Genomic DNA, 24,446 nt, shown 5'->3' on the forward strand with positions numbered 1-24,446 from the left:
GCAAGAGGAGGAAAGAGCATGCTCGCTGAAGCGATTATCCCCGAAGGCGTGCACAGCAAGGCGCTGCCCGACCTGGTCACCAAGCTGTATCTGGAGCGCGGCACGCTGTTGCGACGGCTGCACGCGATCGATCTGCGGCCGCGGCCGATCGCCGAGCGTCTGCATCAGCTCGAAGAGCTGTGCCAGTCGCTTGTCGACTACTTTGCGCTCGGCCATTTCGAGGTGTTCACCGCGCTGCGCACGCATCGCCACGGCACGCGGCTGCGCCGGCTGCTGAGCGAGCTCGACGATCCGCTCGCCGATACCGCGCGCATCGCCGTGGAATTCAACGACCGTTACGGCGGCGAACGTACCCGCCGCTTCGATCAGCTGCCGCGCGACATTGAACAGTTGCGCGCGGCGCTGGTCGCACGCCTGGAACTGGAAGATCGTCTGCTCGCGACGCTCAGAGCCTGAGCCGGCGCCCGGCGGTCAAGGCCGCCGCCTGTAGCGACGACGACGCCGGACGGTGCGACCCGTCCGGCGTTCCTTTTTATTTCCTGCCCCCGTCGACTGAGGAAAACCGATGGCCCGTGTCCACCTCGATCTGCCCGAACACTTTGCCTTCCGCACCGAAATGCGCGTACGCGTCGGCGATATCAACTATGGCAAGCATCTCGGCAATGACGCCCTGCTCGGTCTGCTGCACGAGTCGCGGGTGCGCTGGCTGGCCGAGCACGGCCAGGCGGAGTTCGACTGCTTCGGCGCGGGACTGATCATGGCCGACGCGGTGATCGTCTACCGCTCCGAGGCCTTCCTCGGTGAAACCCTGATCTTCGAGCTGGCCACCGCGGACTTCAGCAAATACGGCTGCGATATCTTCTACCGCGTCAGTGAGCGCGACAGCGGCCGCGAGGTGGCGCGGGCCAAGACCGGCATCGTGTTTTTCGACTACGACGCGCGCAAGGTGCGCGGCGTGCCGGAAGACTTTCAGCGCCTGTTCTCCCTGCCGGCCTGAACATGGCGATGCGAACCCCCTTGCCGCTGCGTCAGATGCTGGCGTTCGCGCTGGCGCTCGGTCTGGCGCTGCTGCTGGTCCTGGTGCTGCACCTGACCGATCTGTCGCTGTCGGTGTGGGAGCGTTTGAGCAATGCGCCGATCGGCTTCTGGCTGGTCTACGGCTCGCTGATCGCGGTGGTGGCCGGTGGCGGTGCCTGGCTGGTGTGGCGCTTGCTGGCGCCGCGGCGTGCCGGTGCAGCGCCGGCGGTACGTGCGCCGGTGCCGCTCGCCGATGAGGCGAGCGTGCAGGCACGCGTGCAGGCGGCGCAGGCGCAGGGTATCGACACCCACGCCGTGCAGGCCGAGCTCGCCGAGCTGACGCGCCGGCGGGCCGCCGGCAGCATCGTCGTCACCTTCTTTGGCGAAGTGTCGAGCGGCAAGTCGAGCCTGATCGCGGCGCTGGCGCCGCAGGCGCAGGTCGAGATTTCGCCGGTGGCCGGCTCGACGCGCAGCGTCTCGCACCACGTCTGGACCAGCGTCGCCGGCGACCGGCTGGTGCTGGCCGACGTGCCCGGCCTCAACGAGGCCGACGGCACGCTCGATCCGCTGGCGCTGGCCGAGGCGGGCAGGGCGCATCTGGTGGTGTTCGTCTGCGCCGGTGACCTGAGTCGCGCCGAGCATGCGGCGCTCGAACGGCTGCTCGAACTGGGCAAGCCACTGCTGCTGGTGCTGAACAAGTCCGACCGCTACGGCGATGCGGATCTGGCGCTGATCGAGGCGCGGCTGCGCGAGCGCCTGGCTGGCCGCGGTGAATGCGTGGTGGTCACTGCCGGCGGTGAGGAGGAAGTGCTGTGCATCGCCGCCGACGGCAGCGAAAGCCGGCTGCTGCGGCCCCGCCCGGCGCAGGTCGGCGCCCTGGCCGCCGCCATCGAGCAGACCGTCGACGCCGATCCGGCCATGCTCGAATCCCTGCGTGACGCCGCGGTGTTCACGCTGCTCGATCATCAGCTCGACAGCGCCGTCGCCGCGCATCGCCAGGCCCGCGCCGAAGCCATCGTCCAGGGCTATGCGCGCAAGGCGGTGTTCGGCGCGCTGGCAGCGGTCGGGCCGGGCACCGACGTGCTGATCCAGGGTTATCTCGGCGTCAACATGCTGCAGGAGCTGTGCGCGGTCTACGAAGTGCCGGCCAAGGATCTCGATCTGCAGCGCTTCCTTGAGCTTGCCAGCGCCCATGTCGGTCGCAAGCTCAATCTGCTGCTGGCGCTGGCCGGCAATGTGTTCAAGGCTTTTCCCGGTGTCGGCACCGTCGTCGGCGGCGCGCTGCATGCGGTGGCCTACGGCCTGATCTTCGAAAGTCTCGGCCATGCCGCCGCCCGTTCGCTGGCCAGTCGCGGCGCGCTGGTGCCGGGCGTTGCCATCACCCTGCTTGAGGACGCCCTCGGTGAACATCTGGAAACGCGTGCGCGACGCCTTGCCGGCCTGGTGGTCGGGACGCGGCACGCCGACGACAGCCCCCGCTGAAACGCCGTCCGCACCGGCTGCGGCCGACGGTGGCGAGGCGCATCTGCGCCTGGCCCGCGAGAGCCTGCGCGAGCTGCTCGACGACACGCAGGTGCCGCCCGAGGTGCGCGCGCGCCTGGCCGAGGATTACGCCACGCTGGAGCGCATGCTCGAACGGCTGGAAGGCGGACGCCTGCACATCGCCGTGTTCGGCCGCGTCAGCGTCGGCAAATCGGCGCTGCTCAACGCCCTGCTCGGTGAGCAGCGCTTTGCCACCAGCCCGCTGCACGGTGAGACGGTGACGGCGACGGCGGCCGACTGGCAGCCCGATCCGAGCCTGCCCGGCGTGCAGCGGCTGCAGGACGGCGGCGTGTCGCTGATCGACACGCCCGGCATCGACGAGGTCGGCGGCGAAGGCCGTGAGCGTCTGGCGCGCGAGGTCGCGGCTTCCGCCGATCTGGTGCTGTTCGTCTGCGAGGGCGATCTGACCGATACCGAGCTGTCGGCACTGCGCGGGCTGGCCGACGGCACGCGGCCGATCGTGCTCGCCTTCAACAAGACCGACCGCTACACCGCGTCCGAGCGCGCGCTGCTGCTCGATGCGCTGGAGCGGCGCACCGCCGGCCTGGTGCGCCCCGAGCACATCGTGCCCTGCGCGGCGGCGCCGGCCGAGCGCACGGTGATCCGCATCGACGCCGCCGGCCGCGAGAGCGAGAGCCGCCAGCGCCCGCCGGTCGACATCGAGGATCTGCGCGAGACGCTGTGGGACATCCTCGCCAGCGAGGGCAAGACGGTGTCGGCGCTCAATGCCGGGCTGTTCGCCGGGCGTTTCTGCGAACGCCTGGCGCGTGAGGTGCTCGAACTGCGCCGCTCGCTGGCCGAGACCGTGGTGCGTCGCTACAGCCTCGGCAAGGGCATCGCCGTCGCGCTCAACCCGCTGCCGCTGGCCGATCTGGCGGCGGTGTTCGCCGATGTGGCGATGATCGTGCAGCTCGGTCGCGTCTACGGCCTGCCGGTGTCGCGCGGCGAGGCCGGCGGGCTGATGAAGACCATCGCCGCGCAGCTTGCACTGTTGCTCGGCGCCGCCTACGCAGGAGACTTGTTGAGCTCGCTGCTGAAGGGGCTGACCTTCGGCCTGTCAACGATCGTCACTGCCAGTGCCCAGGGGGCGGTGGCATGGTATGGAACCTATGTCGTCGGCCGGGCGGCGGAGCGCTACTTCGCTCAGGGCCGTTCCTGGGGCGAAGGCGGTCCGAAGCGCGTGGTGCAGGAGATCCTCGCCAGCCTCGACCGCGATTCGCTGCTCGCCGAGGCGCGGGCCGACATCATGGCGCGGCTGCGGGGGGGGACGTGAGCGTATCGACGCTGTTTGGCCTGCTCGGCGTGGCGCTGCTGGTCTGGTTCGTCCACGACGCCCTGCGCGCCCGCGAGGCGGCCATCGCGGTGGCGCGCCGCGCCTGCAGCGCGCAGGGCCTGCAACTGCTCGACGACACCGTCGAACTGCGCGAGCTGCGCCCGCAGCGGGCTCTGCGCGGCGGTCTGCACTGGCGCCGGCGTTATGCCTTCGAATTCACCCGGGGCGACGATCGGCGCATCGATGGCGTGGTCATCATGTGCGGCCACCGGGTCGAGAGCTGCGTGCTCGGCGCCCTTGAGAGCAGCCCGTCATGACGCTGCCCGCGCTGGCCGATCTGCTCGCCCTGGCGTTCTTCGCGCTGGCCTGGGCACTGTATGCGCACCATGCCGCCGGCCGTCATGGCGACCGCCCGAGCCTGCTGCATGCCACGCATCATCATCGGCGCGAGTGGATGCTGCGCATGCTCGAACGTGACAACCGCATCGTCGACTCGGCGCTGATCGGCAACCTGATGCGCAGCGTGTCGTTCTTCGCCTCGACGACGATGATCGTCATCGGCGGCGTGCTGGCGATGCTCGGTGCCACCGACCGCCTGATCGAGCTGTCGGCCGATCTGCCATTCGTCGCCCCGGCCTCACGTGAGCTATGGGAGCTGAAGGTGCTGCTGCTCGGCGCGATCTTCGTCTACGCCTTCTTCAAGTTCACCTGGTCGCTGCGCCAGTTCAACTACAGCTCGATCCTGATGGGCGCCGCGCCCGCCGCCGGCGATCTGCATGACGCAGCGCAGAAGTTTCGCTACGCCGACCGGCTGGCCCACCTCAACTCGATGGCCGGTGACCAGTTCAATCGCGGCCTGCGTGCGTATTACTTCGGCCTCGCGGTGCTGACCTGGTTCATCCACCCGTGGCTGTTCATGCTGATGACGGCGGCGACCGTGGTCGTGCTCTACCGACGCGAATTCAGTTCTTCGACGCTGCACGCGCTGGCCGTCGACGGTCACGACGAGGCCTGACCTTGAACGCGCGGGCGGAGGGGGTCTGGCGTAGTGCGGGACTCAATCTGCTGCTGGGCCTGCTGCTGTGCTTCAGCGGCTGGCTGAGTCGCCGGGTGCCGATGCCGGGTGATCTGCCGTTGCCGCTGTGGCCGCCGGCCGGCATCGCCCTCACCATGCTGTTGTGGGGCGGGCGGACGCTGCTGCCGGGGCTCGGCCTCGGCGCGCTGCTGCTGCACGTCTGGCTGTTCGGTGGCGGGCTGCTGTCGGCGCCGGCGTGGCTGGCCAGCGCCGGTCTGCTGGCGCAGGCGGCGCTGGGCGCGTGGCTGATACGCCGCTACCTGGGGTTTCCGCATGCCCTGGCCCATGCCCGCGACATCGGGCGCTTCGTGCTGCTCGGCGGCCTGCTGCCGGCGCTGGTCGGTGCCGGTGCCTACCTCGCCGCCGGCTTCGGGGCGGGCAGTGCGCGGGCGGCATTGTCGGTGCTGCTGGCGCAGGCGTTTGGCGTGGCCATCGCCACGCCGGTGCTGCTGTCGCTGCTGATGCCGCGCGAAGGCGTCTGGGAGCTGCGCGCGCGCGGTGTGGCGCTGCCGCTGGTGCTGGCCACCGGCCTGCTGGTCACGCTGCTCGATCCGCTGCTCGGACCGTGGCTGGAAAGCGCCGTGCACGTCCTCCCCGGCGGGCCGGTCGCCGAGGCCTGGTGGCTGATGGTCGCCGGCATCGCGCTGTGCGCGCTCGGCGCCGTGCTGCTGCTGCAGCTCAGCGCGCGTGCCGCCGAGGTGCGCGGCCTGGTCGCCGAGCGCACGGCGCAGCTGGAGCAGCTCAACCGCACGCTGGCGGTGGAGGTCGAGCGCCGCCGCGAGACCGAACAGCAGCTGCGCGAGGCGGTTGCCGAGGCGGCGGCGGCCAACCGGCTGAAGAGCGAGTTGCTCGGCACGATCAGTCACGAGCTGCGCACGCCGCTGAACGCCGTCATCGGCATGACCGATCTGGTGCTCGACTCGCCGCTCAACGAGGAGCAGCGCGAGTTCCTGCAGACCGCGCGTGTCGCCGCCGACCAGCTGCTGACGCTGATCGGTCGCCTGCTGGATTTTTCCGAGGCTGCCGTCGGCAGCCTGCGCGTCGAGGCGGTGGCGTTTCGCCTGCGCGAGCTGCTGGCAGCCGTCTGCGAGATGCAGCAGACGGTTGCCGCGAGCAAGGGGCTGCGCTTGAGCTGGCGCATCGCCCCGGAGCTGCCGGACAGCCTGATCGGCGATCCGCTGCGTCTGCGCCAGATCTTGCAGCAGCTGCTCGACAACGCCATCAAGTTCACGCCCGAAGGCGGCATCGACGTCTGCGCCTACGAGCGCAGCGACGCCGCCGGTGACGTCTGGCTGACCATCGACGTGCGTGACAGCGGCATCGGCATCGCCGCAGACCAGCAGCAGGCGATCTTCGATGTGCTCTATCAGGTCGAGCGCTCCAACACCCGACGCTTCGGTGGCGTCGGCATGGGGCTGCCGCTGTGCCGGCAGCTGGCGCGCCTGCTCGGCGGTGACCTGCAGGTCAGCAGCCTGCCGGACAAGGGCAGCTGCTTCACGCTGCGTCTGCCGCTGCGCGAGTACATGCCGGATCTGGCGGAGCTGGCCGGAGCGCTGCTGGTGGCCGACAGCGTGGCCGAGCGGCGGGTGCTGACCGAGGTGCTGAGCCTGCAGGGGCTCGCCGTGGTGACCGCGCGCGATGCCGCCGAGGGGCTGTCGATGGTCGAACGCGCGCGCGCCGACGGCCAGCCCTACCGGCTGCTGCTGATCGATCTGGAAGACGGCATCGAGCAGGCGTTTCGCCTGGTGCGCACGCTGCGCCAGTGGCAGGGCGAGGCGGCGCCGGCGGTGATCGTGCTGACGGCGCAGGGCATGCGCGGCGATGCAGCGCGCTGCCGCGAGCTCGGTGTCGCCGCCTACCTGACCAAGCCGGTGACCGCGGCCGAGCTGCGTGAAGCCCTGCTCGGCCTGCTGCAGGGCGCGCGTCTGGATATGCTGATCACCCGCCACAGCCTGCGCGAGCGTCACTCGGCACTGCATCTGCTGCTCGGCCTCGACGCCGGCTGCGATGCGCGCCGGCTGGTGCGGGTGCTGGAGGAGCACGGCTGCCGTACCACGGTGGTCTGTTCACCGGCGCAGCTGCGCCGGCTGTGTGCCGAGCGTGATTTCGAGGCGTTCATCATCGACTGGGATGCCACGGACCTTGCCGCGGCGGATATGGTCGAAGTCGTGCGCGCCCGCTCGGGCGGCGATGCGGTGCGCATCATCGGCGTGCGCGCGGCCGGACCGCTGGAGTTTGCCGGTGTCGACGGCTGGCTCGGATCGCTGAACGATCCGCGCGCCGTGCTCGCGGCGCTCGGCCGGCACATCGAAGCGTCCGTTGAATTCATAGATGTTCGGTCCGGGCAAGGACCGAAGCCGGAGGATCGAAACTGATGAATCGCAGCTATCCGTTGGTCGCTACCGTGCTGCTCGCCGGGCTGGTGAGCGGCTGCGTCCAACCCAACTACACCTACAGCGGCCCGTACGGCGCCGCCGCCTACGGCAGCAGCAGCTACGCAGGCTACGAGACCCGTCAGCTGCAGACCGTGCAGTACGGCGTCGTCGACACCGTGCGCCAGGTCGCCATCGGCGCGCAGAACAGCGGCGTCGGCGCGCTGACCGGCGCCGCGCTGGGCGGTGTCGCCGGCAGCGCTGTCGGTCAGGGGCGCGGCGCGGTCGCCGCCGCCATCGGTGGCGCGCTGATCGGCGGCCTGGCCGGCAACGCCATCGAAAGCAGCAGTGGCCAGCGCTACGGCCTGGAAATCACCGTACGCCTCGACAGTGGTCGTGTCGTCGCTGTGACCCAGGGCGCCGACGAGCCTTTCTACCGGGGTGATCGCGTGCGCCTGCTGACCGCGCCGGACGGTTCGGCGCGTATTTCGCACTGAGCCGGCTGCACGCCGGGGTGGCGTGAGCGGCCGCGCCCGGCGTGACGGCATCTGCACTGGCGCCGGTGCGCGGCGAAGCCAGCCGATAACGGTCCGGTGGCTTCGGCTCAGGGCCGATGGCGCGCAGCGCGGCAGACGGTTGCGAAGTGAATGTCGACGATGTCGTCGATCAGGTCGGCGTAGCCGCCGGCCATCGTCACCGCCACCGGCAGGCCGTGGCGCGCGCAGCGTGCGAACACCAGCTCATCGCGCGCGGCCAGTCCCGCCTTGCTCAGCTGCAGGCGGCCGAGGCGGTCGCCGGCATAGGGGTCGGCGCCAGCGAGGAAGATCGCCAGTTCGGCGCCGGCGCGGGTCAGCGCCGAGTCCAGTGCCGGTTCCAGGGCGGCGAGATAGTCGGCATCGCTGCAGCCGTCGGCCAGCTCGACGTCGAGATCGCTGATTTCCTTGCGAAACGGGAAGTTCTTCGCGCCGTGGATGGAGAACGTGAACACGCTCGGATCGTCGCGCAGGATCGCCGCCGTGCCGTTGCCCTGATGCACGTCGCAATCGATGACGATGACGCGGCGCACGCGGCCCTCGGCCTGCATCGCGCGGGCGGCGACGGCGCTGTCGTTGAACACGCAAAAGCCCTGTGCACCAGCCGGCATCGCATGATGGGTGCCGCCGGCGAGGTTGACGGCGACGCCGTCGGCGAGCGCGGCGCGGCAGGCCGCGATGGTCGCGCCGGCCGAGCGGCGCGAGCGCTCGATCAGCTGCGCTGACCACGGGAAGCCGAGCACACGCTGCTCGCGGGCGTCGAGTTCACCGCGGCTGACGCGGGCGACGTAGTCTGCCGCGTGCGCCCGGCCGAGTTCGTCGTCGTCGGCTGCGGCCGGTTCGTGCAGCTCGAAGCGGCCGGTGCTGTCGGCGGCCACGCGCTCGCGCAGCCGCCGGTACTTGTCCATCGGGAAACGGTGGCCGGCGGGCAGCGGCAGCACGAAATGGTCGCAGTAGAAGGCTTTCATCGGCGGGCGCGGATGGGTCAGTACGCCGTGGCCGGCGGCAGCTCGCTGTCGACGGCGGTATCCAGGCAGCGGCCGTGCGCCGAATAGATCACGCCGCCCGGATGCAGCACACGGCGCACGATGTGCGCGCTGCGTTCGGTCAGGCGGGCGGCGATGGCTTCGAGGCCGCCCGGTGTCAGCGGGTAGTGATGTTCCAGCGCGAGCAGATGATCGTCGGCGTCGAGCGCGGCGACGGTGTAGGCGAGTGTGCCGATGTCGTCGTCGAACTGGTTGGTGATCAGCAGCTTGTGCTCGGCGCTGGGGTTTTCCACGCGCACCACGGTTTCCACCAGGTAGTCGCCTTCCAGCGCGCCGGCGGCACGCAGTTCGCGCAGCGTGGTGTTGTGGCAGTCGGTGGCGCCGTCGACGATCGCCATGTGCACCGGCATGCGGTAGGCGGTGAGCGCCATCAGGTACTGGCGCTGCTGACGCAGCCAGTCGACGTAGGCGCCGACCAGCGCATCGGCAGCGGTTTCCGCGCCGGGGCCGACCTGCGCGAAGTCGTCGAAGGTCCAGAACGGCGTGTACACGGTGCCACCTTCGAGCAGGAAGCGGTTGCCGCTCGGCAGCTTGACGTCGCAGGACTCGTCGGGACGATAAAAGGCGCGTTCGAGCAGCGTCCACAGGCCGTCGAAACCGGCGCCTTCGAGCTGCACCTTGAGCAGCGCGCAGAGGTCGGCGACGGTGGCGTAGGAAGCATTCAGCGCGCGGATGCCGAAGGCTTCTTCCAGCGCGCTGCGCGTCGTTGCCGACACGCCGCCCTGCTGCAGCAGGCTGTTTTCGAGCTGCGTGGAGAGTTCGGCGATCGGCTGCGGATGGCCGACGAACAGCAGCGGCAGCATCAGCAGCGGCCCGGCGCCGGCACCGCGCTCCGGGTTGAGCGCGGCGATGGTGAAGGCGCGGCCGTCATCGCTGCCGAGCGCGATCAGCTGCGGCTGGTAGTCGGCGTCGCGCAGGGTGCCGCGAAAGACATCCTCCAGGGCGCCGAGCAGCGGAAAGCCAGGGCGCAGCAGCTCGGTCTGGTCATACAGTGCGCCGGGCAGCACCACGCCGAACTGCTTGAGCTGCGGTATCAGTCGCAGCAGGTCGTCGACGATGAGCTCGGCAATGCGTGCCGCGCTGGTGCGGTCGAGTACGCCCGGCACGCGCACGTCGGCGGCCTCCTGCACATTGAGCTCGATGGTCAGCACCGCGGAGCAGCTGGCAAGTTGCGATACGGTGCGGCGGATTTCGTCGTCCACAGGAGGCCTCGTCAATGCAAACGTTCACCAAAAGGGGCGCTACTATAACGGAAGCCGCTGTGGGCATTTCCCTAGTCTCAGCACGGACTTGCCAACTCAGCCGCGTCCGTCGCAGGAACAGGATGTTGTTATGAACCCGGATTCCGCAGCCCCACCGATTTTCCAGTTTCACAACTACTTCGATGTGCTGCTGGCCGATCCGGCCGACGTGAGCGCGCCGGAGCGGGTTGCCGAGCGCATCGACCAGTGTCGGCACCTGCGTTACATGGTCTATTGCCGCGAGTTCGGCTTCGAGCGCGAGGAGGATTGCCCCGGGCAGCGCGAGCGCGACGCCTATGACAACCGCTCGCTGCACTGCCTGATGGTCCACCGGGCCAGCGGCATACCCGCCGGCACCGTGCGGCTGGTGATCGGCGACGAGCCCGAGTTCAGAATGCCGTTCTGGGCACATTGCGGTGACAGCCTGTTCGATTCGCACCCGAATCACCCGCGTCACCATCAGCCGGTGCGCAGCGCGGAGATTTCCCGCCTGGCCGTGGCCGCCGACTTCCGCCGGCGTGCCGGCGAGCACGCGACCCCCCTCGGCCAGATCGAGCAGGATTTCGCGCAGATCGAACAGCGCACCTATCCGCTGATCTCGCTGGCGTTGTTTCTCGCGGCCAGCAGTCTGACGGTGATGATCGGCCGCTGGGATGCCTACGCGATCATGGAACCGCGGCTGGCGCGCCGGCTCAGCCTCGCCGGGCTGCTGTTCGAGCGTGTCGGCAGCGACATCGACTACCACGGCATGCGCGCCTCCTTCTACACCAACCCGGAAATGGCGCTGAGCGCACTCGACCGCATCCCGGGGATGCGGCCGATGTACGACCTGGTCTACCAGCGGCTGCGCGAGCAGATGCTGCCCGAGCGTCTGCAGGAGCCGAACGCCGTGCCCTGGGCTAGCCCGGCTGTCCGTCGCGTCGAGGTCTGAGGTAAACCGGCAGGTAGCGCAGCACCCAGGCGCCGGCCGCCGTCAGCGCCAGCGCTGCGGCCAGGGGATTGAACGCGGCCATGCCCGGCCAGTCGGCGAGGATGCGGATCAGCGTCGCGGCGTTGAGGGCGAGGAAGCACCACCAGGTGTAGCGGTCGGCCTGCAGCGGCGAGCCGGAATGGCCGAGCGTGACCCGGGTCGCCATCGCCACCAGCAGGCCGCTCATGAAGCCCAGTGCCAGCGCATGCAGCGGCGCGCGGCCGAGTCCGCCGCCACCGGCCAGCAGGCTGAGCGAATGCAGCGCATACAGCGCCATGCCGATGCCGAACCAGGCGAACGCGATGTGCAGCACCGCCAGCAGGCGGATCGGCAGCGCCCGACGCGGTTGCCACAGCGCGCTGTGCCACAGCGCGCTCGCCGCCAGCGGCGCATCGACGAGCCAGGTCCAGGCGTCGCGGTGGTCGAGTTCGAGCACGCCGTGGATGACGGCACAGCCCACCCACAGCAGCAGATGGCGCGCCGGGCGCAGCATCGGATAGCCCGGCAGGGCGCAGGCGCCGAAGAACGGGATCATGCGGTGGGCAACGGTGAAGAACACCGGCAGCAGGAAGAACCACAGCCCGCCGCGCACGGCAAACCACAGATAGGCCGGATCGCCCGACAACAGCCATAGCAGGTAGCCGGCCAGGCCGCAGGCGCCGGCGATCAGGGCGGCGTTGAGCACGGTCTCGTGCTGTTTGTTGCCGGGGCGGGTGGTGAAGTAGACGCTGAACAGCACGGCGATGCCGCGCGCCCAGCCGGCGAGCATGACGACGATGCCGAGCTCCAGCAGCGTGCGGCTGGCGAACAGGCCGAGCCACACCAGGGCCTGGCCGGCGGCCAGCCAGCCGAACACTGGCAGATAGCGCTCGCGCGTGATCTCACCGGCGTTCATCCAGCGCGGATAGACGGTCAGCAGGAAGCCGAAGATGAAAAACGGGAACAGCCCGTAGAGCATCAGCAGCGCGTGCATCCAGGTCGTCGGCACCGTGGTCGGCAGGCTGTGGCCGGCCTGGCGCAGCAGCAGCTCGCAGAGCCAGAACAGCAGCGTGGCGACGAACTGCACGGCGCCGGCGAGGAACAGCACGCGGTGCGGGGTGGCGGTGAAAACGGCCCAGCGCGAGGCGGGCGGTGAGGTGGCGGGCATGGGCGGCGCTCCGGCGGCAGCGATGACGGAGCGCTATGGAAGCCTGCGGCGGCAGGGACGGTCCTTGATGAGAATCAAGTGCGCCTGGTCACCGGCTGCTGTTGGCACCGGCTCGTGCTACAGCCGTTCGGCCCTGAAGGCGTAGGGCTGCGGATCGAGAATCGGCTCGCGGCCGAGCAGCAGATCGGCCAGCAGCCGCGCGCTGGCCGGGCCGATGGTCAGGCCGTTGCGGTAATGGCCGGCGTTGATGAACAGGCCGCCGATCGCCGGGTGCTCGCCGATGTAGGGGATGCCGGACGGCGCGCCCGGGCGCAGCCCCGCCCAGTGAGCTTCGAGCGGACATTCCGCGAGCTGCGGCATCAGTTCGAGGGCGGCGGCGTACAGTTCGTCGCGCGCGGCGGCGGTCGTCGATTTGTCGAAGCCGGTGAATTCCAGCGTCGAGCCGCAGACGATGCGGCCGTCGCGGCGCGGGATCAGGTAATGCGGGCCGCGCATGACCACGCACGGCAGCCGTCCCGGCTCGCTGCGGAACAGGATCATCTGCCCGCGCACCGGCGCGATCGCCGGCGCCCAGGGCAGGCCGCGCAGCAGCTCGCCGCTCCAGGCGCCACCGGCGATGATCACCCGCGGCGCCTCGAAGCGGCCCTGTGCCGTGCGCACGCCGCCGGCGCGGCCTTCGCGCACGATCAGACCGTGCACCTCGCAGTGCTCGTGCAGCTCGACGCCGAGATGTTCGGCCGAGGCGCGCAGGGCGCGGGCCAGACGCGGGTTGCGCACCTGATGCACGTAGGGCAGCCACAGCGCCGCGGTCGCGGGCGGCGCCAGGCACGGCGCGATCTCGTGGGCCTGCGCCGGCGCCAGCGCGGCGACTTTGCGCTGCCAGTGCTCGCCCCAGGCCAGCGCGGTCGCGGTCTCGTCGCTGTCGAGGTAGAGCATGCCGCCCGGTGTGTATTCCGGGTCGACGCCGGTGCTCGTGATCAGCTCATCGGCGAGGGCGTCGTAGTGCTCCTGGCTCCACAGCGCCAGCCGCGTCACGGCGGTCTCGGCGCGCCAGGGGTACAGCGGCGAGACGATGCCGCCGCCGGCCCAGGAGGCCTCCCGCCCGGTTTCGCCACGCTCCAGCAGGGTCACTTTGAGTCCGGCGAGGGCCAGTTCACGGGCGGCGAGCAGACCGCTGGCGCCGCCACCGACGATGATGCAATCCGCGTGATGGGTTTCCGTGTTGCAGCTCACCGGAGCGCCTCCCGGGTGGTGAAAGGGGCGCAAAGGATGCGCTGCGCCGCGCGCGCTTGCCAAGCTGCCGGGTACGCGCGGGTTTGCGCCGCCGGCCGCTCGTGCTTTAATCGCCAGCGGATCGAAGCGGGGGTGCTCCGGAACGCTGGAGCTGAGAAATACCCTTGGAACCTGAACCGGTTAGCACCGGCGGAGGGAAGCTTCGGACGCCTGCCGCGCCGCGTCCCCGTTTGGTCCTTGTCGCAGAGCATCTGCCGCCCCGAGGACGAAGAACGATGAGCGCCATCCCGAAAGACTTCCTGCGCGCGACCGCCGAGCTCAATGCCGCCGTCACGCAGCCCTTCCCGAGTTCCAGCAAGATCTTCGTCACCGGCTCGCGCCCGGATCTGCGCGTGCCGATGCGCGAGATCACGCAGCAGCCGACCGCCGCCGGCTTCGGCAACGAGCAGAATCCGCCGGTCACCGTCTACGACTGCTCCGGCCCGTACACCGACCCGGCCATGCACATCGACCTGCTGCAGGGCCTGGCCGGCGTGCGCAGCGCCTGGATTGAGGCGCGCGGCGACAGCGAGCCGCTCGCCGGGCCGAGCTCCGACTACGGCCGCGCCCGCGCCGCCGATCCGGCGCTGGCCAGCCTGCGCTTCGAGCACATCCGCGCGCCGCGTCGCGCCCGGGCCGGTGCCAACGTCACGCAGATGCACTATGCCCGCCGCGGCATCGTCACGCCGGAGATGGAATTCGTCGCCATCCGCGAGAGCCTGCGCCTGCAGCAGCTGCGCGAGGATCCGCGCTACCGCAAGCTGCTGCGCCAGCATCCGGGGCAGAGCTTCGGCGCGGCGATCCCGAACGAGATCACGCCGGAGTTCGTGCGCGCCGAGGTCGCCCGCGGCCGCGCCATCATCCCCGCCAACATCAATCACCCGGAGCTGGAGCCGATGATCATCGGCCGCAACTTCCTGGTGAAGATCAACGGCAACCTCGGCAATTCGGCGGTGACTTCGAGCATCGCCGAGGAAGTCGAGAAGATGGTCTGGGGCATCCGCTGGGGGGCCGACACGATCATGGATCTGTCGACCGGCAAGAACATCCACGAGACCCGCGAGTGGATCATCCGCAACGCGCCGGTGCCGATCGGCACGGTGCCGATCTACCAGGCGCTGGAGAAGGTCGACGGCAAGGCCGAGGCGCTGAACTGGGAGATCTTCCGCGACACGCTGATCGAGCAGGCCGAGCAGGGCGTCGATTACTTCACGATCCACGCCGGCGTGCTGCTGCGCTACGTGCCGCTGACCGCCGATCGCGTCACCGGCATCGTCTCGCGCGGCGGCTCGATCATGGCCAAGTGGTGCCTGGCGCATCACCAGGAGAACTTCCTGTACACGCATTTCGACGAGATCTGCGAAATCATGAAGGCCTACGACGTCAGCTTCTCGCTCGGCGACGGCCTGCGTCCCGGCTCGCTCGCCGATGCCAACGACGCCGCGCAGTTCGGCGAACTGGAGACCCTCGGTGAGCTGACGCAGAAGGCCTGGGCGCATGACGTGCAGGTGATGATCGAAGGCCCCGGCCACGTGCCGATGCAGATGATCAAGGAAAACATGGACAAGGAGCTGGTCGACTGCTTCGAGGCGCCGTTCTACACCCTCGGCCCGCTGACCACCGACATCGCGCCCGGCTACGACCACATCACCAGCGGCATCGGCGCCGCGCAGATCGGCTGGTACGGCTGCGCGATGCTCTGCTACGTCACGCCCAAGGAGCACCTCGGCCTGCCCAACAAGCAGGACGTGCGCGAAGGCATCATCACCTACAAGATCGCCGCTCACGCCGCCGACCTGGCCAAGGGCCATCCCGGCGCGCAGCTGCGTGACAACGCCCTGTCGAAGGCGCGCTTCGAGTTCCGCTGGGAAGACCAGTTCAACCTCGGCCTCGATCCCGAGCGCGCCCGCGAGTACCACGATGCCACGCTGCCGAAGGAATCGGCCAAGGTCGCGCATTTCTGCTCGATGTGCGGCCCGCACTTCTGCTCGATGAAGATCACCCAGGACGTGCGCGACTACGCCGCATCTCAGGGCCTCAAGGCGGAAGACGCTTTGACCAGGGGCATGGAGACCAAGGCGGAGGAGTTCGTCAACACCGGCGCCGAGATCTACCACAAGGTGTGAGCCGGCCGGTGCCGGGCCGCCGCCGTGGCCCGGCGGTCGCGGTCAGCGGCCGATGATGCCGGCCAGCGGCGAGCTGGGGCTCGCCGCGTAGCGCTGCTTCGGCATGCGCCCGGCGAGAAACGCCTCGCGGCCGGCGTGCACCGCGGCGGCCATCGCCGCGGCCATGCGCAGCGGGTCGCCGGCGGCGGCGATGGCGGTGTTCATCAGCACGCCGTCGCAGCCCAGCTCCATCGCGATTGCTGCATCCGAGGCGGTGCCGACGCCGGCATCGACGATCACCGGCACCCGGCTGCGCTCGACGATGATCTCCAGATTCCAGGGATTGAGGATGCCCATGCCCGAGCCGATCAGGCTGGCCAGCGGCATGATCGCCACGCAGCCGAGGTCTTCGAGCATGCGGGCCTGCACCGGATCGTCGGAGCAGTAGACCATCACCTCGAAGCCCTCGCGCACCAGCTGCCCGGCGGCCTTGAGGGTGTCCGGCATGTTCGGGAACAGGGTGTCGGCATCACCGAGCACTTCGAGCTTGACCAGCGCATGGCCATCGAGCAGCTCGCGCGCCAGGCGCAGCGTGCGCAGTGCCTCGTCGGCGCTGTAGCAGCCGGCGCTGTTCGGCAGCAGCGTGAAGCGCTCTAGCGGCAGCACGTCGAGCAGGCTCGGCGCCGCCGGGTTCTGGCCGATGTTGGTGCGGCGGATCGCCACGGTGACCAGTTCGGCGCCGCTGGCATCGAGGGCGGCGCGGGTCTGTTCGAAGTCGCGGTACTTGCCGGTGCCGACCAGCAGCCGCGAGCGAAACCGGTGGTGGCCGAGTTCGAGCACGTCGGTGTCGGCCTGCTGCGTAGTGTCCATGGGTTTCTCCGCGGAGCCGGCACGACGCTGCACGGCAGCGGCGCACGCTCCGCCATTCAGGTGGGGTGAGGCGGCGTGGGCTTTCAGCCGCCGCCGACAGCGATGACGATCTCGATGCGGTCGCCGGCGGCGAGGCGGGTGGTTTCATAGGCGCGGCGGGCGACGATGACGCCGTTGCATTCCACCGCCACGCGCCGGCTCCGGTAACCGAGGTCGAGGAGCAGGTCGGCGATGCGCCAGCCGGCCGGCAGTTCGGTGCGCGTGCCGTTGAGCAGGATGGCGTTCATCGCCCGAGCCCGGCGGCCGCGGCGACCTGATCGGCGCGGTACGAGGAACGCACCAGCGGACCGGCCGCCACCTCGGCGAAGCCGAGTGCCAGCGCCTGCGTGCGCAGTGCCTCGAAGGCCGGCGGGCTGACGTAGCGCGCCACCGGCAGATGCTCGGCCGAGGGGCGCAGGTACTGGCCGAGGGTGAGGATGTCGCAGCCGTGGGCGCGCAGATCGCGCATCACCTCGACGACGTCCTCGTCACGCTCGCCGAGCCCGAGCATCAGCCCGGACTTGGTCGGCACGCCCGGCAGCCGTTCACGGGCCCGGGCGAGCAGCGTCAGCGAGCCGCGGTAGTCACCGCCGGGGCGCACCGCGCGATACAGCCGCGGCACGGTTTCGATGTTGTGGTTGAAGACGTCGGGCGGCTGCGCGGCCAGCGCCGCCAGCGCCTGCGTCTCGCGGCCGCGGAAATCCGGTGTCAGCACCTCGACCCTGAGGCCGGGGCTGGCCTCGCGGGCGGCGGCGATGCAGGCGGCGAAATGGCCGGCGCCGCCGTCGCGCAGGTCGTCGCGATCGACCGAAGTGATGACCACGTAACGCAGGCCCATGGCGCGGATCGCCACGCCGAGGTGCGCCGGCTCCGCGGCATCCGGTGGCGCCGGCCGCCCGTGCGCCACGTCGCAGTAGGGGCAGCGGCGGGTGCAGATACCGCCGAGGATCATGAAGGTGGCGGTGCCGCGACTGAAGCACTCGCCGATGTTGGGGCAGGCGGCTTCCTCGCAGACGCTGACCAGTCCCTGCGCGCGCAGCAGGGCCTGCAGCCGGCGTACCGCTGGCAGGCCCGGATCGCGGGCGCGCAGCCAGGCGGGCTTCGGCGGCGAGGCGCGGGTGCGATCCACCTTGACCGGGATGCGCGCGAGTTTGTCGCCGCCGCGCAGGGCGACGGGTTCGGACGGATTCGTCATCGGCTCTCTCCGCAGGCCGGGTGCGGCCGCCGCGGGCGGGCGGCCGCACCGGCGCATCAGGACAGGAAGTGTTCGAGCAGGCGGTTGACCTCGTGCGCCGCCTCCATCTGCACCATGTGCCCCTGCGCGGCCAGCCGCTCGACGCGCACCTGGCCGCCGGCTGCCGGCGCGTGCGCCACCGGGATGATGCGGTCGTCCTCGCCCCACACCACCAGCACCGGCTTGCCGAGCTGCGCCGGCACCTCGGCGAACACCGCCTGCTGGCGGCCGCCGGCGAACAGCGCGGCGGCGAGACGCGCCAGTGCGGTGTCGACGCCTTCGAGCCGCTTGTACTTGAGCATGTCGTCGACCAGCTGGCGGGTGACCAGGCCGGCGTCGGCGAACAGCTGCGTCAGCAGCGGCTTGAGCGCACGCCGATCGTTGGCGGCGACGAAGCCGTCGATGTAGTCGCCGTTGATCTCCGCACCGAGTCCGGCGCTGCAGATCAGGCTCAGCGATCGCACGCGCTCGGGCGCCTGCGCGGCGATTGCCAGCGCCACCGCGCCGCCCATCGAGTGGCCGACCAGATGCGCGGCGCTCAGGCCCTGGCTGTCCATGAAGCCGAGCACCGCGGCGACCAGCGTGGCGAGGCTGCCGTCGCCGACGTCCTTGGCCGATTCGCCGTGGCCGGGCAGGTCGATGGCGTACACCGCGCGCGTGCCGGCCAGCGCCTCGTGGTTGAACAGCCAGTTGTTGAGATCGCCGCCGAAACCGTGGATGAGGATCACCGGCTCGCCGCCCTCGCCGCGCAGGAGAAAGCGCATGCGCCGGCCGTTGATCTCGACCTGCTGCGGACTCGGGCCGCCGGCATCGTCGTCGGTGCTCGCCGGCACGAAGCTGGCGTTGAAGGCGGCGACGGCGGCGTCGATGTCGGCATCGGCGACCTCGGCATCGGCGACGATGCCGAGCAGGCCGCCGACCGGCAGCACATCGTCCTCGCCGGCCAGCTGGCGGCGCAGCACGCCGGCGACGCTGGCCTCGACGGCGCCGGCGATCTTCTCGCTCTCGACCTCGACCAGTTCATCGCCGATGGCGACGGCGTCACCCGGCCGCTTCAGCCAGCCGTTGACTTTGCCCTCCTGCATCGACAGGCCCCATTTCGGCATCGTGAGGGTGTGGATGGCGGACATCAGCGGTACTCCCGGACTTTCATGATCGCGGCTTCGATGCGGGCGGCGCCGGGCACGTAGAGGTCTTCCAGCGCATCACTGAAGGGCACCGGCACATGCGGCGCGGTGACCTGTTCGATCGGCGCCTTCAGCGCCCCGAAGGCTTTCTGCGCGACCAGGCCGGCGATGTCGCTGGCCATGCTGCAGCGCGGGTGGGACTCGTCGACCACCACCAGGCGGCCGGTTTTTTCCACGCTCTCCAGCAGGGTGTCCTCGTCGAGCGGCGAGGTGGTGCGCGGGTCGATGACTTCGCAGTGCACGCCTTTCTTCTGCGCGGCGGCGGCGGCTTCGCTGGCGAAATTCACCATGCGGCCGATGGCGACGACGGTGACGTCATGCCCCTCGCGCAGCACGTTGGCCTCGCCGAAGGGGATCGCGTAGCTCTCCTCGGGAACCTCGCCCTGCATGGTGTAGAGCACCTTGTGCTCCATGAAGATCACCGGGTCGTTATCGCGGATCGACTGGATCAGCAGGCCCTTGGCGTCGTAGGGGTTGGACGGCACCACCACCTTCAGGCCGGGGATGTGGGTGAAAATGTTGTACAGGCACTGCGAGTGCTGTGCCGCGGCGCGAAAGCCGGCGCCGTACATGGTGCGGATGACCACCGGCGTCTTCGCCTTGCCGCCGAACATGTAACGGAACTTGGCCGCCTGGTTGAAAATCTGGTCTAGGCAGACGCCGAGGAAGTCCACGAACATCAGCTCGGCCACCGGGCGCAGGCCGTTGCAGGCGGCGCCGACGGCGGCGCCGATGAAGCCCGATTCGGAGATCGGCGTATCCAGCACCCGCCCCGGATGCTTGTGGTAAAGCCCCTTGGTCACGCCGAGCACGCCGCCCCAGGCGTCGTCCTCGCCCGGCGCGCCGGCGCCGCCGGCGTTGTCCTCGCCCATCACGATCACCGTCGGATCGCGGCTCATCTCCTGGTCCAGCGCCTCGTTGATGGCCTGCTGGTAGGTGATCTTTCTTGCCATGGTCGTCTCCTCGATCTGCTCAGTAGCTCACGTACACATCGGTCATCAGGTCGGCGGCGGCGGGCTTGGGGTCGGCCTTGGCCCTGACGACGGAGTCATCGATCAGCGCCTTGATGTCGGCGTCGATGGCATCGAGCTGGTCGTGGGTGAGATCGCCACTGGCGGTGACGCGGCGGCGGAACTGCAGCAGGCAGTCCCTGGTTTCGCGCAGTTTCTGCACCTCGCCGGGGGCGCGGTAGGTCTGCTGGTCGCCCTCGAAGTGACCGAAGTAGCGCGACAGCTTGACCTCCAGCAGGGTCGGGCCGCCGCCGTTGCGGGCGCGCTCGATGGCTTCACCGGCGGCCTCGTGGACGGCGAAGAAGTCGAAGCCGTCGACGATCACGCCGGGCATGCCGAAGGCCGAGGCGCGGTCGGCGATGTTGTCGCAGGCCACCGAGAAGTTCGACGCGGTGGCCTCGGCGTAGCCGTTGTTCTCGGCGACGAAGATCGCCGGCAGGTTCCACACCGTGGCCAGGTTCATCGCCTCGAAGATCGTGCCCTGGTTGGAAGCGCCGTCGCCGAAGAAGCACACGCCGACGGACTGGTCGGCCTTGAGCTTGCCGGCCAGCGCCGTGCCGCAGATCAGCGGGCCGCCGCCGCCGACGATGCCGTTGGCGCCGAGCATGCCGACGCTGAGATCGGCGATGTGCATCGAGCCGCCCTTGCCCTTGCAGGTACCGGTGGCCTTGCCCCAGATCTCCGCCATCATGCCGACCGGGTCGACGCCCTTGGCGATGCAGTGGCCGTGGCCGCGGTGGGTGCTGGCGATGTAGTCCTTGCGTTCGAGGTGCATGCATACCCCGGTGGCGGAGGCTTCCTCACCGGCATAGAGGTGGACGAAGCCGGGGATCTCGCCGCTGGCGAAGTCGGTGTGCACCCGTTCCTCGAACTCGCGGATGGTGCGCATCGTCCGATAGGCCCTGAGCAGGTCCTCACGATTGAGCGTGGTGGTCACGTGGGTCTCCTTCTTCTTTGGTGGTGGTCGAATCGACCGGATGCGGCCATCCGCGGGCGGATGGCTCGGCAAAGGGAATGGCGGGGCCGCCCGGGCCGCGTGCGGCGGCGGCGAGGGTGGCCGGCACGTCGAGGGTCAGCGGACCGTCGAGTTCGAGGCGCACCAGCGCCTGTTCGCCGGCGTCGACTTCGATTTCGCGCTCGCCGTCGAGGGCGATGCTGCCGCGCAGCGGCGCGACCGGATAATCGACGCCCGGCTGCATCACGGCGGCCTGCCTGACCGGCACCGTGGCGAGCACGCCCGGCGCGATCGGTGCCAGCAGCGGCCGGCCACCGCTGCCGCACTGCAGGCGCAGACCCTGCGCGGCGCTGCGGGTCACCGGTGCCACCGCCGCGGCGATCGCCGACAGGCCGATGGCGTCGGGCTCGGCGAAGCTCACGTAGAGCTCGGCGATGCTCGCCGGCTCCCACACCGCGCGCGCGCCGAGGTGGTCGAGGCGGGTGACGCAGACATCGACCAGCGCGATGTCACTGCGCCTGCCGACGCTGATCCGCAGGCGCTTGTTGCGCTGCAAAGCGACCTGCGCCGGCACCCGGCCGGTGGCGTAGAGCGCGGCGGCGAGGCCGGTGACGGTGGCTTCGCGCAGGTCGGGGAAGACGTTGTTGGTGCCGCTGGACAGTGTTGCCATCGGCAGTTCGGGGCAGGCGGCGGCGACTACGCGGTGAGTGCCGTCGCCACCCAGCACCACCACCAGCGCGGCACCGGCCTGCTCGATCAGCCGGGCAGCCCGGGCACTGTCGGAAGCGTCTTCTTCGAGCTGCATGTCGAGGAACTCGACCCGCGGCCACGGCGGCAGGCGGGAGGCATGGTGGCTCTGCAGCGCCCGCAGCACGCCGGCGGCGATGCCGGTCATGTCGGGCATCATCAGCACCCGGTCGACGCCGAGCTGGCCCAGCGGCCCGAGCAGGCGCTGGATCATGTTGGCCTTCTCCGCGGTGGGGAAAACCGAGGCCTTGGCGGTCAGGCGACGGATGTCACGCCCGGAGGCCGGGTTGGCGATGATGCCGACGCTGATGTCGCGCTGGACGGGCTTGGCCACGATGGCTCCTTGGCTGGCGGTTCCAGTCCCCCAGCGCAGAACTCGTGCCGATTCGCTTCGCGGTCCGCGGAAAAACCCGGTCGAATCCGAATAATCAGATTAAAATCAAATTGTTGATGCTGTTTGTGACGGCGCGTGCAGCGGTTTGCCACGGGCTCCGACGGCCTGTGCACGGCAGACAGATGCCTCAGCCGACGGCGGCTGATTCACACCTGTCTCAAGCCGATGAGACACCTGTCCGCATTGTTTTGGCTGGCGCCCGTACATAGGCTTGAGAGCGGGTGCAGAACGCTGCGGTCGGTGGCAAATGGCTGCGCCCCCAAAGAAATCCGGCAAGCCAGAGACCGGAACGGAGGAGATCGATGCAATCGACCCAGATCGTCACGCGGCATGCCGACCGCGTGATCGAGGTCGTCGAGCGCCGCACGCAGCTCGGCCCCGACGCCAATGCACAACGGCTGCTGCGTTCCTGGCAGCGTTCGCTCAACACCCACCAGGTCGATCCGGCGCGCGTCAACAGCCCGCGTGTCGTCGGTTACCCGGCGCTGCGCGAGCATCGGGAGCGGCTGGAGGCTTTCATGCGCATTTCGCGCGAAGGCATCGACCGCCTGCAGGCGCAGATCGTGCCGGCCAACTACTGCGTGCTGCTCACCGACGCCGACGGCATCACCATCGATTACCGCACGGTGCCCGCACTGGAGCGCGAATTCCGGGAGCAGGGTTTTCGCCCCGGCACCTGCTGGTCGGAAGAATGGGAGGGGACCTGCGGTGTCGGTACCAGCCTGATCGACGGTCAGCCGACGCTGGTGCATCGCGACGAGCATTTCCGCACCCACAACATCGCTTTCACCTGCAGCTCGGCGCCGATTTTCGGCCCGGACGACCAGCCGGTGGCGGTGCTCGACGCCTCGGCACTGCATGCGCCGATGCAGCGCGAGAGTCAGCTGCTGGTGTTCCGCATGGTGATCGAGCGTGCCCAGCAGATCGAGAACGCCTTTGCCTACTACAACCTGCGCCCCTACTGGGTGCTGCAGTGCGGACGGCTGGCGGAATTCCTCAGCGTGCAGACCGACTACCTGATCGGCTTCGATGAAAGCGGCCGCATCACCGGCGGCAACCGCCGCGCCAAGCTTGAACTGTTCAGCCGCGACGGCCGGCCGCCGCTGTTCGTCCACGATCTGTTCGAATGCACGGCACACGACATCCTCGCCACCGCACACGGCCGTCCGGGGCAGGCGTTTCCGCTGCGCCTGCTGGGCTCGGGCGAGCGCCTGTTCGCCAACCTGCATGCACCGGCGCTGCGCCGCCACACCTGGCTGCGCCCGCAGGCCGAGCCGGTGCCGGCAGCGCACGACGGTCGCCCGGCCGCGCCGCTGCGCGGCTTCGGCCACCTGGCGATCGAGGACGTGCGTCTGCGCGACAACGTCGAGCGCGCGCTCAAGGTCGCCAATCGCAACATTCCGGTGATGCTGCTCGGTGAGACCGGCACCGGCAAAGAGGCTTTCGCGCGTGCGATCCATGATTTTTCCGAGCGCCGCGACAAGCCTTTCGTCGCGCTCAACTGCGCGGCGATTCCGGAAAGCCTGATCGAGAGCGAGCTGTTCGGTTACCGCGACGGCGCCTTCACTGGCGCCCGCAGCAAGGGCGCGCGCGGCAAGATCCAGCAGGCCGATGGCGGCACGCTGTTCCTCGACGAGATCGGCGACATGCCGCTGCAGCTGCAGTGCCGCTTGCTGCGCGTGCTCGCCGAGGGTGAGGTGCTGCCGCTGGGGGCCGAGACGCCGATCCCGGTGCAGCTGCACATCGTCTGCGCCACCCACCAGAATCTGCAGGAGCGGGTGCGCGAGGGGCGCTTTCGCGAAGACCTCTACTATCGCCTCAACGCCGCCGTGTTCATGCTGCCGCCGCTGCGCGAGCGCACCGATATCGGCCAGGTCATCGACCGCGTGCTGGGCGAGGAATCCGCGGCGATGGGGCGGCAGGGGCAGGCGCTCGACAGCGCCGTGCGGTGCGCGCTGGAGCACTACGCCTGGCCGGGCAACATCCGCCAGCTGCGCCACGCCATGCGCTACGCCTGCGCGATCGCCGATGGCAGCGCGCTGCGCGCCGAGCATTTCCCACCGGAGATTTTCGCTGAGACCGCGCCGGGGCACGAGCCTCAGGCTGTTGAGGTGTACCCGGCAGTGCCTGTTGCGCCAGTGTCGGCGGTGCCACCGATCGCGCTGTCGGATGCCGAAGCCATCCTGCGCGCGCAGATGATCGCGACGCTGCGGCGCAACCAGTGGCAGGTGAAACGCTCCGCCCAGGAGCTCGGCATGTCGCGCGCAACGTTCTATCGCAAGCTCGACAAGCTGCAGATCGTGCCGCCGAACCGGCGCGATGGCTGAGTACGGCGCCATCGCCGGTTTTTCCGGCACAGCGCGCTATCGTACGCTGCGCCGCGGGAGCGGCCGCCGGTTCTGGTGATGCCGGCACGC

Annotated in this window: 22 protein-coding genes and 1 riboswitch; of the genes, 11 read left to right on the plus strand and 11 right to left on the minus strand. The window is 69.8% G+C overall.

Annotated elements, in window-relative coordinates:
* Window positions 1-18: 18 nt before the first annotated feature.
* The 8 genes from C7443_RS17125 to C7443_RS17160 all read left to right on the plus strand — a co-directional run bounded on the left by C7443_RS17125 (window position 19) and on the right by C7443_RS17160 (window position 7,776).
* Window positions 19-456 carry an Rsd/AlgQ family anti-sigma factor gene (locus tag C7443_RS17125; protein WP_110019886.1) on the plus strand — a complete coding sequence of 146 codons (438 nt, stop codon included), beginning with the start codon at window positions 19-21 and terminating at the stop codon, window positions 454-456.
* A 109-nt stretch (window positions 457-565) separates the two neighbouring features.
* Window positions 566-997, plus strand: a complete 432-nt coding sequence (locus C7443_RS17130; RefSeq protein WP_110019887.1) for an acyl-CoA thioesterase — start codon at window positions 566-568, stop codon at window positions 995-997.
* A gap of 8 nt (window positions 998-1,005) precedes the next feature.
* The gene (locus C7443_RS20470) at window positions 1,006-2,499 is read left to right on the plus strand and encodes a GTPase (RefSeq protein ID WP_246004698.1); all 1,494 of its coding nucleotides are present in this window, start codon (window positions 1,006-1,008) and stop codon (window positions 2,497-2,499) included.
* The gene (locus tag C7443_RS17140; RefSeq protein WP_246004699.1) at window positions 2,420-3,832 is read left to right on the plus strand and encodes a GTP-binding protein; all 1,413 of its coding nucleotides are present in this window, start codon (window positions 2,420-2,422) and stop codon (window positions 3,830-3,832) included. Before C7443_RS20470 ends, C7443_RS17140 begins: the two co-directional genes overlap by 80 nt.
* Window positions 3,829-4,149 (plus strand): DUF3301 domain-containing protein, encoded by a 321-nt coding sequence (locus C7443_RS20190; protein ID WP_170123666.1) that lies wholly within the window; start codon window positions 3,829-3,831, stop codon window positions 4,147-4,149. The genes C7443_RS17140 and C7443_RS20190 overlap by 4 nt, the downstream gene beginning before the upstream one ends.
* Entirely contained in the window at window positions 4,146-4,847 is a 702-nt protein-coding gene (locus C7443_RS17150) for a DUF599 domain-containing protein (RefSeq protein WP_110019895.1), read from the plus strand. Before C7443_RS20190 ends, C7443_RS17150 begins: the two co-directional genes overlap by 4 nt.
* Before the next feature lie 2 nt (window positions 4,848-4,849).
* Complete coding sequence (locus C7443_RS17155; RefSeq protein ID WP_110019897.1) at window positions 4,850-7,282, plus strand: hybrid sensor histidine kinase/response regulator; 2,433 nt, start codon at window positions 4,850-4,852, stop codon at window positions 7,280-7,282.
* A complete protein-coding gene (locus tag C7443_RS17160) occupies window positions 7,282-7,776 on the plus strand; it encodes an outer membrane lipoprotein (protein WP_110019898.1) in 495 nt (164 codons plus the stop codon). The genes C7443_RS17155 and C7443_RS17160 overlap by 1 nt, the downstream gene beginning before the upstream one ends.
* A 107-nt stretch (window positions 7,777-7,883) precedes the next feature.
* Here C7443_RS17160 and C7443_RS17165 read toward each other — a convergent pair whose 3' ends face one another.
* Together C7443_RS17165 and C7443_RS17170 are read right to left on the minus strand one after the other, a co-directional pair.
* A complete protein-coding gene (locus C7443_RS17165) occupies window positions 7,884-8,780 on the minus strand; it encodes a histone deacetylase family protein (RefSeq protein ID WP_110019900.1) in 897 nt (298 codons plus the stop codon).
* A 17-nt stretch (window positions 8,781-8,797) separates the two neighbouring features.
* Entirely contained in the window at window positions 8,798-10,060 is a 1,263-nt protein-coding gene (locus C7443_RS17170) for a hypothetical protein (RefSeq protein WP_170123667.1), read from the minus strand.
* Window positions 10,061-10,190: 130 nt separating this feature from the next.
* On the opposite strand from C7443_RS17170, the gene C7443_RS17175 reads away from it, so the two are divergent.
* The gene (locus C7443_RS17175; protein WP_170123668.1) at window positions 10,191-11,030 is read left to right on the plus strand and encodes a PEP-CTERM/exosortase system-associated acyltransferase; all 840 of its coding nucleotides are present in this window, start codon (window positions 10,191-10,193) and stop codon (window positions 11,028-11,030) included.
* On the opposite strand, the gene C7443_RS17180 is transcribed toward C7443_RS17175, so the two are convergent.
* Both C7443_RS17180 and thiO read right to left on the minus strand, forming a co-directional pair.
* Window positions 10,999-12,216 (minus strand): NnrS family protein, encoded by a 1,218-nt coding sequence (locus C7443_RS17180; protein ID WP_110019905.1) that lies wholly within the window; start codon window positions 12,214-12,216, stop codon window positions 10,999-11,001. The genes C7443_RS17175 and C7443_RS17180 overlap by 32 nt on opposite strands.
* Window positions 12,217-12,333: 117 nt before the next feature.
* Window positions 12,334-13,449, minus strand: a complete 1,116-nt coding sequence (gene thiO, locus C7443_RS17185) for a glycine oxidase ThiO (RefSeq protein WP_110019907.1) — start codon at window positions 13,447-13,449, stop codon at window positions 12,334-12,336.
* A gap of 118 nt (window positions 13,450-13,567) precedes the next feature.
* A riboswitch (TPP riboswitch) is annotated at window positions 13,568-13,665 on the plus strand.
* Window positions 13,666-13,724: 59 nt separating this feature from the next.
* Here thiO and thiC point away from each other — a divergent pair.
* Entirely contained in the window at window positions 13,725-15,614 is a 1,890-nt protein-coding gene (gene thiC, locus C7443_RS17190; protein WP_110019909.1) for a phosphomethylpyrimidine synthase ThiC, read from the plus strand.
* Between the two features lie 42 nt (window positions 15,615-15,656).
* Here thiC and C7443_RS17195 read toward each other — a convergent pair whose 3' ends face one another.
* From C7443_RS17195 to C7443_RS17225, 7 genes are all read right to left on the minus strand, one after another.
* Window positions 15,657-16,463, minus strand: coding sequence for a thiazole synthase (locus tag C7443_RS17195; RefSeq protein ID WP_110019910.1), 807 nt, complete (start codon window positions 16,461-16,463; stop codon window positions 15,657-15,659).
* Window positions 16,464-16,546: 83 nt separating this feature from the next.
* Window positions 16,547-16,750: a sulfur carrier protein ThiS gene (gene thiS / locus C7443_RS17200; protein ID WP_110019912.1), complete on the minus strand. Its 204-nt coding sequence runs from the start codon at window positions 16,748-16,750 to the stop codon at window positions 16,547-16,549.
* A complete protein-coding gene (lipA, locus tag C7443_RS17205; protein WP_110019914.1) occupies window positions 16,747-17,697 on the minus strand; it encodes a lipoyl synthase in 951 nt (316 codons plus the stop codon). The genes thiS and lipA overlap by 4 nt, the downstream gene beginning before the upstream one ends.
* A gap of 56 nt (window positions 17,698-17,753) precedes the next feature.
* A complete protein-coding gene (locus C7443_RS17210; protein WP_110019916.1) occupies window positions 17,754-18,866 on the minus strand; it encodes an acetoin dehydrogenase dihydrolipoyllysine-residue acetyltransferase subunit in 1,113 nt (370 codons plus the stop codon).
* Window positions 18,866-19,876 carry an alpha-ketoacid dehydrogenase subunit beta gene (locus C7443_RS17215; RefSeq protein ID WP_110019918.1) on the minus strand — a complete coding sequence of 337 codons (1,011 nt, stop codon included), beginning with the start codon at window positions 19,874-19,876 and terminating at the stop codon, window positions 18,866-18,868. The genes C7443_RS17210 and C7443_RS17215 overlap by 1 nt, the downstream gene beginning before the upstream one ends.
* Window positions 19,877-19,895: 19 nt before the next feature.
* Window positions 19,896-20,822 (minus strand): thiamine pyrophosphate-dependent dehydrogenase E1 component subunit alpha, encoded by a 927-nt coding sequence (locus tag C7443_RS17220; protein ID WP_110020011.1) that lies wholly within the window; start codon window positions 20,820-20,822, stop codon window positions 19,896-19,898.
* Window positions 20,823-20,847: 25 nt separating this feature from the next.
* Window positions 20,848-21,969 carry an ATP-NAD kinase family protein gene (locus C7443_RS17225; protein ID WP_110019920.1) on the minus strand — a complete coding sequence of 374 codons (1,122 nt, stop codon included), beginning with the start codon at window positions 21,967-21,969 and terminating at the stop codon, window positions 20,848-20,850.
* A gap of 362 nt (window positions 21,970-22,331) precedes the next feature.
* Here C7443_RS17225 and C7443_RS17230 point away from each other — a divergent pair, with 362 nt between their 5' ends.
* Window positions 22,332-24,356 carry a sigma-54-dependent Fis family transcriptional regulator gene (locus C7443_RS17230; protein WP_110019922.1) on the plus strand — a complete coding sequence of 675 codons (2,025 nt, stop codon included), beginning with the start codon at window positions 22,332-22,334 and terminating at the stop codon, window positions 24,354-24,356.
* The last annotated feature ends 90 nt before the right edge of the window (window positions 24,357-24,446 follow it).

The sequence above is a fragment of the Plasticicumulans acidivorans genome (genome assembly GCF_003182095.1).
Lineage (GTDB): Bacteria > Pseudomonadota > Gammaproteobacteria > Competibacterales > Competibacteraceae > Plasticicumulans > Plasticicumulans acidivorans.

Excerpts from the sequence above, each read along its gene's own strand:
- C7443_RS20470 (WP_246004698.1), top strand. The coding sequence starts at position 1,006 with ATGCGAACCCCCTTGCCGCTGCGTCAGATGCTGGCGTTCGCGCTGGCG.
- lipA (WP_110019914.1), bottom strand. The coding sequence starts at position 17,697 with ATGACGAATCCGTCCGAACCCGTCGCCCTGCGCGGCGGCGACAAACTC.
- thiC (WP_110019909.1), top strand. The coding sequence starts at position 13,725 with ATGAGCGCCATCCCGAAAGACTTCCTGCGCGCGACCGCCGAGCTCAAT.
- C7443_RS17230 (WP_110019922.1), top strand. The coding sequence starts at position 22,332 with ATGCAATCGACCCAGATCGTCACGCGGCATGCCGACCGCGTGATCGAG.
- C7443_RS17165 (WP_110019900.1), bottom strand. The coding sequence starts at position 8,780 with ATGAAAGCCTTCTACTGCGACCATTTCGTGCTGCCGCTGCCCGCCGGC.
- C7443_RS17130 (WP_110019887.1), top strand. The coding sequence starts at position 566 with ATGGCCCGTGTCCACCTCGATCTGCCCGAACACTTTGCCTTCCGCACC.
- C7443_RS17125 (WP_110019886.1), top strand. The coding sequence starts at position 19 with ATGCTCGCTGAAGCGATTATCCCCGAAGGCGTGCACAGCAAGGCGCTG.
- C7443_RS17210 (WP_110019916.1), bottom strand. The coding sequence starts at position 18,866 with ATGTCCGCCATCCACACCCTCACGATGCCGAAATGGGGCCTGTCGATG.
- C7443_RS17160 (WP_110019898.1), top strand. The coding sequence starts at position 7,282 with ATGAATCGCAGCTATCCGTTGGTCGCTACCGTGCTGCTCGCCGGGCTG.
- C7443_RS17175 (WP_170123668.1), top strand. The coding sequence starts at position 10,191 with ATGAACCCGGATTCCGCAGCCCCACCGATTTTCCAGTTTCACAACTAC.
- C7443_RS17150 (WP_110019895.1), top strand. The coding sequence starts at position 4,146 with ATGACGCTGCCCGCGCTGGCCGATCTGCTCGCCCTGGCGTTCTTCGCG.
- C7443_RS17220 (WP_110020011.1), bottom strand. The coding sequence starts at position 20,822 with ATGCGCACCATCCGCGAGTTCGAGGAACGGGTGCACACCGACTTCGCC.
- C7443_RS17215 (WP_110019918.1), bottom strand. The coding sequence starts at position 19,876 with ATGGCAAGAAAGATCACCTACCAGCAGGCCATCAACGAGGCGCTGGAC.
- thiS (WP_110019912.1), bottom strand. The coding sequence starts at position 16,750 with ATGAACGCCATCCTGCTCAACGGCACGCGCACCGAACTGCCGGCCGGC.
- C7443_RS17195 (WP_110019910.1), bottom strand. The coding sequence starts at position 16,463 with ATGGACACTACGCAGCAGGCCGACACCGACGTGCTCGAACTCGGCCAC.
- C7443_RS17180 (WP_110019905.1), bottom strand. The coding sequence starts at position 12,216 with ATGCCCGCCACCTCACCGCCCGCCTCGCGCTGGGCCGTTTTCACCGCC.